The sequence below is a fragment of the Pseudomonas agronomica genome, from assembly GCF_025917275.1.
Taxonomy (GTDB): Bacteria; Pseudomonadota; Gammaproteobacteria; order Pseudomonadales; family Pseudomonadaceae; genus Aquipseudomonas; species Aquipseudomonas agronomica.
This window is the reverse complement of the sequence record NZ_JAOSHO010000016.1, coordinates 1-13,624: the sequence shown is the minus strand read 5'-3', so window position 1 is coordinate 13,624 and position 13,624 is coordinate 1. Positions and strand designations below refer to the sequence as shown.

The window sequence follows — 13,624 nt, the reverse complement described above, 5'->3', positions numbered from 1 at the left end:
CAAGTTTTAAAGGATTGAAATCATGCCCACCAGCTACAGCGCCCCTGGCATCATGATCGTCGATATTTCCGGGCAAGCCGAGAACGCCCAGGACGTGGTCATACAGCCCGACGGTTCGATACTGATCGCGGGGTTCACTGATCACCCCCTCGACCCTGACTACGGCATGGATTTTTCTCTCGCTCGCCTTCGCCCCGACGGGAGTCTGGATACTACGTACGGCAACGCTGGACGAGAGGAGATTCATAAACAAATCCCCCTTGAAAAAACCTATACCCTGCGAGTCCAGGCCGACGGCGCGGTCGTAGCCGTTCATGAAGGTCACGACGACACGCCCATCGTCCAGCGTTGGGGCCCGGATGGCAAAGCCGATACGGTATTCAACAGCAACGCTGCGGCCAGCTTGTCCAGCGGGTTCGGCTATGGGCCGATCGTGGAGGCCAATGCCGATGGCGGTGTACAGGTCGCCGCAGTGGACGGCCAGTCGCTGAAGGTGACCCAGTTGCTCGCCGATGGCACGCGCGACATGTCATTTGGCATCGACGGTGTGATGACGCTGCCCGCCCCCGGCACGCTTCAGTCCGTGCAAGGCATTACCACGCTCGCGGATGGCAGCATGCTGGTCCACGGCGCACCCGCTTTCCACAACAGCTTGCTCAAGTACACCGCGAGCGGGGAGCTCGACACCGGCTTCGGCGACAACGGCGTCCTCGCGCTGACGAGCTTTGGCAGCTATCGCGGCGGCGTGGCCGTGCAGGACGACGGCAAGATAGTGATGTCCGCCACGACCGCCTTCGATGACTTCACCGTAATGAGGTTCAACGCCGATGGCAGCCCAGACGTCAGCTTCGGCGACCAGGGCCTGGCTCGCATCGACCTGCCCGGTGTTTGGGCCGCCTCCACCGAAATCACGCTGCTGCCCGACGGCAAGATGCTGCTGGGCGGAACTGCTTTTGCCAACGGCGGCAGCGATTTTGCCGTCGTTCAGCTAAACGCCGATGGCAGCCTCGACACCACGTTCGGCAGCACGGACGGCAGCGCCAGATTGGTCGGTTCCTCTGGCAGCGACCTGTTGAAAGGCTTGGAGACAGACGAAATCCTGCGCGGCCTGGCAGGAGACGATGTGCTACAGGGCAACCTTGGCCGCGACCTGCTTTCCGGCGGCGCGGGACACGATGTGTTCAAGTACACCAGCGTAGCCGACAGCTTCCGAACCGCCGGAACCAGCAGCAGCGATCGCATACTCGACTTCAACCCCAGCGAGGACCGCATCGACCTCAGTACCCTGGGCTTCACCGGCATAGGCGACGGCTACGACGGCACGCTGGCGATCCGGAACAATGCCGACCATACCCGCACCTACCTGAAAAGCTTCGAAGCCAATGCCGAAGGACAACGCTTCGAACTCATGATCGATGGCGACTTCGTCGCCCGACTTGACGACAGCAACCTGGTGTTCAGCGCGCCGGGCAGTGCCGCGCAAGCTGGGCCTTACAATGGTGGGGATCTGCTTGATTCGACCGCGCCAGGGTACATGGAGCTGGGTCTGGTAGGGATGACGGATCAGGATCCGACGGTGGTTTGATGAGGCCACGCAATAAATCTGTGGCCTTCACTCAGCGGTGAGGGCGCTTGCTCCCGTTGGGCCGGTCCGATGCTTCGGGCGAAGCAGCCCCACGGCTTTTCGGCCGCTGCACAACGGAGCTAAAAGGGCACAGATTTATTTATAAACCGAGCAACACCAATAGGCCTATCTCTCAACAGCTCACAAAATAATTTGTCCCTTTCTCCTAGTACTGGGAGATGTCGTTCAGACGACTACAATCCAGGATCAGGCTCCAGATCACCAGCAATGGCAATCTCCGCGTTTTCATATAGCTGCGCTGCATTCTTTATCCGGGCATCCCACCAGTCCGGCCGAGTCGTAACAGGTTGGCCGGTGACGTCTCTTATGAGACGGACGATATCAAAGGAGCGTAGGCCATCTACATGCTCGCTTAAGCTGCCAGTCGTATTTGCCCACATCGGGTCAAGTACGAAATCGATTCCCTTCATCCTAGCCAACTTCGCGGCAGGCACAAAATCAGAATCACCAGCGACCAAAACGATAACGTCGGTAAGCTTTTCCAGGGCGAGAGTCGTGATATCCATGCCTAGCTTGGTATCGACAGTCTTTTGTTCGACTTTGTAATGGAAATCCTCATTCGTGAGCTCTGCCCAGATCTTTTCACCACGCAACAGGGCCTTAAGAGAATGGCTATTCAATTGCCATTCACCGTTTTTTGCTAACTCACCTAGTCGAAGCGCCGTTTTTCGGCTCGATCGGAGCTGGTCGTGAAGATCTCTGCGCAACCTATAGGGGGCATGAGCTTTAAAATCCATATGCCCAGCGGATTTATAACCGTCAGGGATTATTGGGAATCGAACCTGATTGGAGGGGGGCGGGCAGTCGTAATAGTAGATTCGATAAAGCTCGCGGCTCGCTGAGCGTTCGTCTTCGATGTGAAGCTTTACTAGTTTTTTTATGATTTGGGATAGTTGCTCGGCGGATAGCAGCAGTTCCTTGCTGAAATATTTTCTACCAAAAAACATAACCCTCTGGAAGAAAAATCCTCCATCTATGAGAACGGCAGTTCGCTTCACTGACTTTTCCTTGGGCAAAAAAAAGCCCAGGACTGCCGGGCAGGTTCTAACAATTGCCTGCGCGCTGTACTGAGCTGCCAGGCAAATCTATTCGCCTATGTTGCCCATGTCAAGGCCGAATAGCGCGCTCTGGATGCGCGGTGGCAGCACTGCTCATTGTTGGACGCTTCTGTCAGCGCTATCCCTCAGATGACGAGAAACCAGCGGTATTGCAAATGCCGTTACCTCTCGCCGGTCTGGTCGACAAGCCTGGAGCCACTGTGCTCTTGAAGGCTGAAATAGCGCTGCAAAATACAACCGCTGAAAGTCCGATGTCCTACGTGAAGCTCGGAAAGTGACGCCTTGTAGCGCTCGGACTATGCAGCCTATAGTCACTCGTCGCCCCAACGGCGACTCGGGTTTGGCGACTCGACAACGAGGTAGCTCCTTTCAACTGAATGAGGTCCTACCCATGAATCGATACATGCCCATCACCGGCATCGACTGCACCCCCGCCACCCTGCTGATCGACACCGAAGCCCCGCTTGATGTCCTCTTCGAAACCGCTGACTACCGCATCCGCACCGTGACCCAACTGCTGGAAAAATTACGTTCCGCTCAGAGATCAGTTCCGACACGCTGGTGCTTTCCGACTTTTGCAAAATGCTGACTATCGCGTTGCGCGACGGGAGTGATGTGATGGATGTGATTGGCAGGCGATTGCGGGCGCAGGCGGCGGATTAAATGCAAATGGCGCAGTTCTGAGAACTGCGCCATAAATGCGCCAAAATGTCGTCAAACAGCGCCAACACAAGCATGCCTTCGAGCACCGACGACCGAACGGAGGGAAAGGGATAGATTCATTTAAGAACTGAGCATACAGATAAGTCTGTCCCCCTTTCGCTTTCGGACCTTCTGCTTTTCAAGTCCGACTCAAAGCCCCTGGACGCTCACCACAGGAATACGCTCCTGAGGTTGAGTGACATCGTAAACATGCTGCTCACAACCTGCCCCAATGATCACGAACTCCACCAGGTAAACCTTTTGCTTCTCGGGCTTGAAGGTGGAACTCATAGGGCCGCATGCATAAACAATTTTTTCGGCATAGCGGTAATAGTTCGAGTCGTAGACCCGTGATTCACCGATCACTTCAATCGCCTGCCCGGGATCAGCCTGCACCTCCAGCTGGGGGAAGCGTTTTACGGTGGCGCTGTTGGCAACCTCGTTCACTTTGGCGATCCAGCCGAATACCTTGCCACGACCGGAATCGACCACGGTTCCCAAGACCTCGGCACGTTGGTCCGCATCGGAACTGCGCCGCACGGAGAATTGCACCGGGTGGGTGAATCCTGTCGCCTTCATGATGATCTTGGCGTGTTCCGCGTCAGCGACGACCTTGGGTTGTTGCAACTGCACGCCATCCTTGAGCAGGCTTGGCGAGGAGTCCCTGACGTTTGAGTGACAGCCTGCCAGGGCCATGGCTAGAACTAAAAAGGTGGTTTTTTTCATGATTACTTCCCTGCAAAATTTGAATGACCACCGAAGTACTTTCGACAAAGCGGAATGGAGATGACCCCGCTCTAGTAATCGATGGCTGATTTGGACATCGCTTAACCTGAACGTCCTAACAACCTTGCCCACCATCCAGGCTTGGCGACTGGCTCAGGTGTTGGAACAGCTTCTTCGCTGGGATGGAGTAAATCGCCCGGATAGTGCTCATGTCCGATGCAGTCACTATCATCAAGCCCAAAGACTTTCACGGCGGCGACCGCCTCGAAACACCAACGACCAAAATAGCTTCCCATCTCAAGCGGATGTTTTACTGGATCACCATAGATGTACCACCACGGTTGCTGTTTACCGCGCCGGTTCAGCTCTGGATACCAACGTTCTACGAAAGCAAGCAACAACGGTGCTTGCTGCGCCTGCGGCGCGTCAATGGCCTTGAGCAGCCTTGCGTAGGGCTTGGCATGCAGGAGGTTCTCTCCAATCGGCCGCTCTGGTTGACGAGACGCCATGACTCGATCAAGCAGAACGTCCTGCCCGCCCTCGCCTATCAACGCAACCAAACGAAGCCACTGGTCGTCGGGGATTTCAAGAACGAGCGCTAGGCTCACCAACCAGAAACACCAGATATAGTGGTTTAAATTTGTGAGCTCAAAGGTCCAGTCTCGGCATGTCTGGAGATTGTTTTCTGCACAGATTTCGTCGGATAGGCGGTTGGAGATTTCCCACGAATCTAAAAGACGAGGGAAATGGGTAGCCATTTCCAAGCCATCCCCGCCCTGCGAATAGACTCTTATACTTGAAATCAAATTATCTTTAGCAAAATCAAACGCGAACTGAGGCCTGTATATAGGATTGGCCGAAGGTTCCATCAAAATTGCACTGGTGCGCTCAATCCATTGCAGATCTTTTGTTTCACGACCACTCCAGTATTGTTCATCTCCCCAAGGTGCACGAATCATGGAAGAACCCCATTCAAGTTTTTGGCAGGTGAAATTTTAAGAAAAAGGGACAGTTTTATTTGAGAACTGAGTACACAAATAAATCTGCCCCCCTTCTTCTCTCACGCTACCACCCGCCCCGCCCGGATATAAAAGACTTAACGTAGTTCCAGCGAGTAACAATCCAATACAATGCAAAGACCCATGACAAGGGGAACCCGACCCAAAGAAAAATCCAATTTGAATCAGTCTGAAACAACAGCGCGACTAAAACCGCAACCATCATCGCAAGAAATGTACTTACCCCCCACACGACGGCCAACAATGCAACAGCTAGCACCACCGCACTAACAAATCTATTTATTCTCATTCGCGGCCTCGTTATAAACACTATAGCCTTTCAATCCCACCGACTGAAAATACAACCCCATAGCGGTACCATAAGGCGTTGGCCTACCAAGGATAATTTTATTATTGTCAAACCCTCTAACCGTAACCCCGAACATTGAATCATTCTTGTTTAGCCCATCCAGCACGCCCATTTTTAGCGGAACCTTAACAAAACCAGCGCCAAATGACAGGGCAAGATCAGCCCTAGAAAAAAGGGGACAGATTTATTTAACCGCCAGAGCGATGACATCCACTCTCGCCTTTTAAATAAATCTGTCCCCTTTTCCCTAGCCAGAATATCGAGGCAAGGTGTGATGCGCTTGAAATCCTTTGTGTAACCCCTGAAGTTCTCGATAAGTGGGACCCATTACGTCAGGTACAATCGGACCTGTTGCTTTTTACCCCCGAAATCAGTACCAACGCCCCACTCCCATCAATAGAAAATGGGACAGTTTTATTTAACACTAAAGCATGGACATCTGCTCTCCGCGCCTTAAATAAATCCGCCCCCTTTTGTCTTCAAGTCCTATTCAAATCTTTCGCCGCTTAATTATTTGCACGTCAATCAACCAGACCTTTAACGTGTTTATCCAACATGAGAATGGAGAAACCGAAGTCTAATCTTTGATTAAGAAAAAATCGTCCTTGAATAGTTTCTTAAGCTCAGCGCGACGCTTCGAAAACAAGGGGAAATCACTTACCACATCCTGAAGCTCATTAGTAACCCTCAGCAAATACCCATTACTTAACTTTTCAAGTGGAAAACCTGACGCTACGATTCGCTCAGCATCCACGTCCCCAGCAAACTCATCTCCGAAGAACATCGCCCAACCAATGTTTGGAACATCTGGCTTCAACGCCGAGTTAAATGATCCGATCTGAAAGCTATTATTTTTTTCATTAGAGCCAAGTTCAGGATCACTAAAATGGTGAAGCATCCCAAGCTGAGGCGGAAAGACCTCGCACCACGCTTTGAAGAGCGAGCACCAATCAACCTTGTCGCTACATGCCGAACGGAAGCTGATCGCGCCTGGTACAAGCTGCCCTCTAGCATTCCGCGTCGTATGCACAACACTGCCAGAGTGCTTTATTGTTCTTTTTCTTCGCCAAGCGAAATCTTGGTAGAACTCTGACAACGTTCCATTGACTCTTATCGATGCCTTCGATGCCCAGACACTCTCACTCGCAGCCTTCCCCATGAAGGGCTCTGTGAACTCATCCGCGTTATGCGATACTTGCTCTGGAGCAAGCAAGCCTCCACCCAGGCTCAGTGAATCAATAAATTTCTCACCCACATCCCATCCAACCGTCTCAGCCCTTGTTCTAATCGCAATCTGTATATATGGCTTCATCTATTACTAGAACCTCGTCAAATCGCCCGTAGCGGGATCATATCTAAAAACATCTCCGCCGGTGCTTCTCACCTGTCGCATGAGCTCCGCGGAGACATTGCTTGTTCTAGGACTCACTACAAGATTTAAAGGCTGCCCCGTATCGCTTGCAACTTTAACCTGTGCCCGCAGCTGGTTAGACATTGAAAGATTTTGTACATTTTTAACCTCTAACAAACCGCCTACGTTTCTGCCCCACAAGTCAGGAATCGTTGTTACTTGTGCACCATTAGGGAGCTGAACAGTTACTGGAATTGTATTTTTCACCCCACCCACATGTTCGAATGCATCAACGACTTGTCGTTCAAAAGCAGTTCCATTCTGGCGATTGAGGGTGATCTGAGGTACTTCACTTAGAACTCCTGTCCCTTTTACTCCTCCCCCTTTTACCCCCGAAACCAGTACCGACGCCCCACTCCCATCAAGGTACTTCCCAGCCCCCTTGAGCAGCGCGATTTCCATCGCCGCCTTAGCGGCCTCGGTTCCATAGTCGCGGAGGGGGTTTACGTCGCCAGGATAAGTCGCGCTGTCGAACGATGCGAGTACCTTGCTTCCTTGCGTGTAATCGTAAGGAGCGAACAACTGCCCGGTGGCCTGCCACCCGTCGACAAACGACGCGGCGCCGCCCAGACCGGAGAATGCAGGTATAGCGCAACCGGCTCCGGTGATACAAGCGGGCGTTGAGAGGATCGCGCCGCCGAACCCTGCCGCTGCCCCTATCGCGCCGAGTACCGCGCGGCTTGCCTGGGACGACTGTCTGAGCTCCTTGTCGTTTAGCAGTAAGTCATCGTTGGCTTGGTCCCATTTCGAATATTCGTCATAGGCACCGGTCGCAATCAGCGCGCTTTGAGCACCTGAGAATCCCTTGCCATCCGCCTCAAGCGCTTTGACCGCCTGGTAGTTTGGATCGTCCACCGGAACCGAGGCGGAGCAATGAACCAGAGCACACGCAGCCGCTTTCAGTTCATAAGATTTTTCAGGTGTTTCCTTTTGTAGTTTCTCAAGTGCAACGGTCTCTTTCTGGTGAAGCTGGCGATTGTATTCGTCAGCCATCAATGCGACCCAAGAGGCTTTCTCGACATCGCCGCCAGCAAGACCGGCTGCCGTCAAACCGACGATCTGAGAAACCGCTTGTCGCAGATCAGGCTGTGTATCGAAAATGGCATTAAGTTCTCCAGCCATGGCCTGGCTGGCACCCGCCGCGATGGCCCCGGTCTTGAAGTCGCCGCCGGTAGCGCTGGAAATCGCTCCTCCCGCCAATGCATGCATGGCAGTACGAGCGACGCCGCCTTCGGCCCACATGGCCATGCCTGTGGTATCGCCTGCATTCTTCGCGGTTTGCCAATGGTCCTGTGCATAACCACCGACAAAATTGAACGTTGTCGCCGCTGCGACGGTACTTGCCTGATAAACCAGCCCATCACGGAGGTTCTGACCGAGGCTACCTCCATTGATAGCGGTTTTGATGACGCCTCCCGCAACACCCTGAGCCCCGGCGTGCAGCGCAAAACCACCCATTCCTTGAAGCGTATTTAAATCAAAACCCTTGGTGAGGTTGTTGAACGGCACTGTATTGCCGCCGAGTGCGGGGTCGATGACGCCCTTGGCAAAACCGGCCGTGATCCCGGCGATTACGTAGTTTTTCAGGTTATCTGACGAAAAGACGTCCTTGAAGGTCGCCCCCAGGTCACCCTTGTTGTTGATCGTACTGACCGCCGTTTGCGCAACTGCTGCCGAAAAACTCGCCGTGGCGGCGGCCGATGCAGCAGCGCCTACGGTCGCAGCCGTGGCAGCTGAAGCACCTGCGGCAGTTGCCGCCCCAGCAGCGGCGCTGCCAGCACCGGCGCCGACTGTAGCGGCGGTTGCAGTACCCGCCGTCAGCACGGTAACGATGATAATGATTGCCAACATCGCGCCCTGCCCCAGGCTCGAGTGGCTGTACTTAAACGACTCGTGAGTTTCCTTGATCAACCGCCAATCCACATCCCCTCGCTGCTCGGCCTCCTTGAGCCACGCCAACTTGGGGTCAGCCTTGACCATGACATCGATGGTCTGGCTGACGGTTTTCTCGTTGATATGCTTGATATCGATGTTCAAGCCATCGGCCGCTTTGATGGCCACGTTCCCCTGAGCTTGCAATTGGCTCTGAATCAAGGTTTCGTCGGTATGGCCTTTCCCCTTCATCGAGTTCCAAGCCAGACTTGAATCGCTCTTTGTATGGCTTTCCTGGCTCAGATCCTTGACACCCTCGAAGGTAATCGAACCGCCGCTCTGTAACGTCAGGTCATTGCCGCTGCTCAGCTTGGCCGCCTGATAACGCTGGTTGCTCCCGCTGAGCAATACCAGGTCACCGCCCGTGATGATCTGGCTGCCCACATGCGTAACCTTGGTCACCTCATCCCGCTGAGTCTTCTTGCTTCCCCAGCCCCCTTTCTTCTTCATGTCGTACAGCGAATAGTGGCTGTTTTGCGCAGCCAGCAGCTCAAGCCTGCCACCCGCCACGAAATAGGCCTCGTTTGCAGCGTTCACCTTGCTGGAAATCAGCGCCAGGTCCTGCCCCGCGCTCAAGGCAACGTTGCGCCCCGCCTTGACCGTCGAAGCCATTTGGGTGACATGATCCTCTTGGCTGGTGACCTTCTTGGACTTGTCGTAGGAGTGCTGCTCATTCGCTGCCGAGGCGAGGGTCAGGTTTTCTTTGGCGGCGAGGGTGACGTCGCGCTTGGCATCGATCTGGCTGGCGACGACGGTGAGGTTGCGGCCGGCATTGGCGCTCAGGTCGCGGCCGCTGTCGAGGCTGGAGCCGTATTGTTTGATGTCCTGGTCACGATGCCGACCGCGAGTGCCGCTGGTGATACGTTCGGCGGCAACGAGATTGACATCGCGCGAGGCATTGAGCGTGGTGTCGGCTCCGCTTTTCAGCACACCGCCGACGTTGTTGATGTCACGCCCGGCACTGACGGTCAGGTTGTTTCCCGCTTCGATGCGGGCGGCGCTGTCGATGAAGTCGGTGCGTTCGGTGCGGTAGCCGCTGCTGCTTTCGTGAGTAGTAACTGTACGTTCGTTGATCACGTCGCCGGTGAGGGCAACGACACTGACGTCCCGCCCTGTAATAATGCCGCCAGCCCGGTTAGTAAGGTCATTACCCGCCAACGCCTCAAGCCGGTTCCCCGCTTCCATCAACCCACTGTTGACCAAGCTGTCGCCCGCCGTCGCCCTCAGGTTGCTGGACGCACGCAAGGTGCCCGCATTGTTCAGGTTCTTACCCGCAATCAGGCTGACGTCTGAACCCTGAATCAGCGCACCATTCGGCGCCAGACGGTTGTTGGCTTGAGCCAGATAAAGCACCGGCACCAGCACCTGCTCGTTATTCACCGTCCGAGTTTCCATCCAGACGATGTCATGGGTCAGGGCCGCAACCTGTTCGGCGGTCAGGCTCACGCCCAGGGACAGATCAAGAGCGTCCTTGCTGGCGATGGCGTTGTTCATCAGGTACTTGAACATGCCGTCGTCGGAGGTCTGGCCGTCGAGGAAGCGCTGGCCGGTTCGGGCGATCACGGCTTGCTGGATCAGGCGTTGCTCGTAGAAACCATCGCCCAGACGCTTGGCGGCGGTGTCCGGGTCGTAGCCCAGATTCGACAGCAGGTAATCCGAGCTCATGAAGCGGCGCATGTCGGTCAGCGCCGGGTTGGTCTCGATCAGGTATTTTTGCGGGTTGGCCTGGAACGAGCGGTCCGGCAGGCCACGCACTTGCGTCAGCCCCGTGCCTTGGGTTGGCGTGGTCGAGCCGTCGCCGCTCATGCGGAACAGGCCGTTTTGCCCGGTGGGCAAGTCGAAGCCCGGCAGGGCCAGTGGATCGACCTGTTGCTGGGTCAGGCTCGTCGGGAGTTGCCGATTGACGCTGATGCGGGTCGAGAAGGCGTTGTCGGCCTGGGTGTCGGTACGCGGGCCGGCGCCGACGTAGTTGTAACCGCCACGCACGACGCCGCTGTTGAGGTCGCCCTGGGTAGGAATGTCGATGGCGCCACCGGCCTGGATAATCGCCGCATAGGTCTGGTTATCGGTAGTACTGGTTTGGGTGCGAAGCTGCAGGAACTCAATCTGGGTCATGCCGATGAAACGGCTCATCGCTGCTTCAAGGCCACCCAGGTCGTTGGCGTTGTAGCCCGGGCTCTGCAACCAGTATTTGTTGGTGAAGTCATTCGCGGCGGCCCGCCAGCCACTCGGGTGGCGGGTGCGTTCGGACCTGAAGGTGCGCGAGGTTTCGATCTCGCCGGTCTCGATGCCGATGTTGTTCAAGCTGACGAGGTTGGCGGTCAATGCACCGCCGACGCCGATGCTGCTGCTCCGATTGGTCAGGGTGTCGCCCTGGATATTCAGGTTGCCACCGGTGGTGATGCTGGAGGCGGCGCTGGCCGCGGTGACTTCGAACTTGTCGCGCTGGATGATCTGCCAGACGTGGTTTTGCTTGGGGCCGTCGCAATCACCTGGGATGCAGGCCACTTCCCTGATCGAGGCGGTGTAGATGCCTGCATCGTGGGTGGTCAAGATCTCGCGCACGTTGTCGATCGTGCTGGCCGCCAGGCGCATGTTGCCGTCGCTTTGCAGCGTGCCGGAGCTGTTGAGAATGCGGCTGGCACGGGTGCCGAGGCCGTCGCGATCGATACTCAGGTCACCCAGGCTGTAGATGTCGGCATAGCGGTTGGTCAGGCTGTTGACGCGCAGGCTGGTATTGCCGCCGCTGAAGATCAATCCGCGTTCGTTGAGCAAGTCGCCGGTGGATACGCCGAGCGCGCCGGCACTGCCCAGCGTGCCGTAGTTGTTGAGCGTGGCGGCCGTGACGCTCATATCCGCCGCCGAGGTCAGGCGACCGTAGCTGTTGAGGACGCCATCGACCACGACGGTTGTGTTGCCGCCGCCCGCGATACTGCCGTTTTGCTCCAGGTTGATCAGTGCCGCCTTGAGGCCCAAGGTGCCGAGACTGCTCAAGCGGCCATTGCCTGTATAAGCGCCAGTCAGTTGCAGATCTATGGCTCCGTCGCTGCCGATCAGGCCGTCAACCCGCCAGTTGCTGCCGCGGCCTTCCATGCTATTGGCGCTGAGCAACTGGCCGGTGGCCGTCTGGGTCAGCTGATCGACATGAACCACCAGATGGCCGGCCTGGATCGCGGTGCTGTTGGTCCAGCGGTCAGCCGTCACCGTCAGGTTACCGTAGGTCACCAGTTGCCCACCCGCCTGGCCCAGGTTGGCCTGGCTGATACCAAACAGTCCCAGGCCGGTGTGCAGCAGCTTGCCACCCACGTTCTGGACGCTGCCGGTGTTGAAGCCCACATCATTACTGGCGGTTTCGAGGGTGCCGTCGCTGTTATCGAACAGCCCCCCGATTTTGAATGCCGTGGTGCTGTTCTGGCCCAGGGTGCGCAGTTGGCCTTTCTGGTTGCTCAGGCTGGCGGCCAGGATATCCAGGCTGTCCTGGCTTTCGATGATGCCGGCGTTGTTGTTCAGTGCCCCCGAAAGATCAAAGTCGATGCGACTGGCGCTGACTTGCCCGCCGCCGCTGTTGTCCATGTCCCGGCCAGTGACCAAGACCTTGCCCGTGGCGTATATCCCGCCGTTGCGATTGTTGATATCCGCCGCTGCGTTGGTGACCACGACATCGCCGGCTTGCGCAGCGATGCGTCCGCCGTCGTTGAACAGCCCAGCCAAGGCTTGGATGCTGAGTCCTTGGGCCTGGATCGTGCCGCCCTGGCGGTTCACGTCGTAGCCGTTTTTCAGCACGCCGGTGGTGCGTGCTTCCAGCGCGGCCTTGACGCTGGACAGCACGCCGCCACGGTTGTCCAGGTTGGTGGCAAAGACACTCAGCTTGTCGTCCTTGGCGATGATGCTGCCGCCCTGGTTATCGATGTCGCCGGATACATCCACGGTAACCAGGCCCTCGCCTTGCAGCGTGCCCTTGGCGTTATTCAGACTGGCAGCATCGAACTCGACCTCAGCAGCACGGCTAGCAAGCAGGCCTTTTTCGGCGTTGTTGACCGCGCCGGTGGCGCTGACCAGCAACTTGCCATTGGCGGCCACGGTGCCTTTGTTGCTGTTGTCCAGGCTGGCGGTGCGCACGGTCATGACGCCTTGACTGGATAGCTCGCCGCCCCGGTTGTTGATCGCGCCGGTGTTAGTGATGTCGAGGTTCTTGCCGGCCATGACCAGGCCGGTCAGGTTGTCCAGGCTGCCAAGGACCAGGGTCGCGCTGTTCAGACTCGACAGTTCACCTGCATTGTTTTCCAAATGGCCCAGGCTGGCCGTCAGCAGGCCCTGGCTATTGATCAGGCCGCCCTGGCTGTTGAGGACTTGATCGGCGCTCAGATGCAGTTCCGTGTTACCCAGGATCCGGCCTTTATTGCGGTTATCCACAACGTTGCCGGTGACGGTGGTCTTGCCCTGCCCACTGAGCGTGCCGCCCTGGTTATTCAGCGCAGCGGTGGACGTGACATTCAGGTCGCGACTGGCAATCACGGTTTTGCCGGCGTTGTTCAGTTGTCTTGCCGTGAGCGTGACATCGCCCACCGTATTGCGGCTGTTATCGGCGTTGACCCCGGCCTCGATAATGCCGTTGTTGGTCAGCGTGCCGCCGCTGTCCAGGTGAATGCTGTCGCGCGCCACCAGGTTCTGCTGGCTGGTCAGGTCACCCTGGGTTTTGACTTCGAGCCGGCTACCGGCATACACCTGGCCACGGGTCTCCAGGCTCTTGGCCTCGATGTCGATGGCACCCGCAGCCGCTGC

At 56.5% G+C, this 13,624-nt stretch carries 7 protein-coding genes and 1 pseudogene; 3 read left to right on the top strand and 5 right to left on the bottom strand.

Annotated elements, in window-relative coordinates:
- Positions 1 to 22 precede the first annotated feature (22 nt).
- Complete coding sequence (locus OC610_RS03000; RefSeq protein WP_264426436.1) at positions 23 to 1,585, top strand: M10 family metallopeptidase C-terminal domain-containing protein; 1,563 nt, start codon at positions 23 to 25, stop codon at positions 1,583 to 1,585.
- A 233-nt stretch (positions 1,586 to 1,818) separates the two neighbouring features.
- On the opposite strand, the gene OC610_RS02995 is transcribed toward OC610_RS03000, so the two are convergent.
- Positions 1,819 to 2,643, bottom strand: coding sequence for an NYN domain-containing protein (locus tag OC610_RS02995; RefSeq protein ID WP_264426435.1), 825 nt, complete (start codon positions 2,641 to 2,643; stop codon positions 1,819 to 1,821).
- A 140-nt stretch (positions 2,644 to 2,783) separates the two neighbouring features.
- On the opposite strand from OC610_RS02995, the gene OC610_RS02990 reads away from it, so the two are divergent.
- The gene (locus tag OC610_RS02990; protein ID WP_264426434.1) at positions 2,784 to 2,981 is read left to right on the top strand and encodes a hypothetical protein; all 198 of its coding nucleotides are present in this window, start codon (positions 2,784 to 2,786) and stop codon (positions 2,979 to 2,981) included.
- Positions 2,982 to 3,094: 113 nt separating this feature from the next.
- A pseudogene (locus OC610_RS02985) lies at positions 3,095 to 3,366 on the top strand (hypothetical protein).
- A gap of 189 nt (positions 3,367 to 3,555) precedes the next feature.
- On the opposite strand, the gene OC610_RS02980 reads toward OC610_RS02985, so the two are convergent.
- From OC610_RS02980 to OC610_RS02965, 4 genes are all read right to left on the bottom strand, one after another.
- Positions 3,556 to 4,131 (bottom strand): hypothetical protein, encoded by a 576-nt coding sequence (locus OC610_RS02980; protein WP_264426433.1) that lies wholly within the window; start codon positions 4,129 to 4,131, stop codon positions 3,556 to 3,558.
- Positions 4,132 to 4,232: 101 nt separating this feature from the next.
- Positions 4,233 to 5,090 carry a PoNi-like cognate immunity protein gene (locus OC610_RS02975; RefSeq protein ID WP_264426432.1) on the bottom strand — a complete coding sequence of 286 codons (858 nt, stop codon included), beginning with the start codon at positions 5,088 to 5,090 and terminating at the stop codon, positions 4,233 to 4,235.
- A gap of 986 nt (positions 5,091 to 6,076) precedes the next feature.
- Positions 6,077 to 6,754, bottom strand: coding sequence for a hypothetical protein (locus tag OC610_RS02970; protein WP_264426431.1), 678 nt, complete (start codon positions 6,752 to 6,754; stop codon positions 6,077 to 6,079).
- A gap of 63 nt (positions 6,755 to 6,817) precedes the next feature.
- Positions 6,818 to 13,624 (bottom strand): DUF637 domain-containing protein (locus OC610_RS02965; RefSeq protein WP_264426430.1); only part of this gene is annotated, 6,807 nt, incomplete at its 5' end.

What these genes read in the sequence shown, in the direction of transcription:
- OC610_RS03000 (WP_264426436.1), top strand. Translation starts at nt 23, where the DNA reads ATGCCCACCAGCTACAGCGCCCCTGGCATCATGATCGTCGATATTTCC.
- OC610_RS02975 (WP_264426432.1), bottom strand. Translation starts at nt 5,090, where the DNA reads ATGATTCGTGCACCTTGGGGAGATGAACAATACTGGAGTGGTCGTGAA.
- OC610_RS02980 (WP_264426433.1), bottom strand. Translation starts at nt 4,131, where the DNA reads ATGAAAAAAACCACCTTTTTAGTTCTAGCCATGGCCCTGGCAGGCTGT.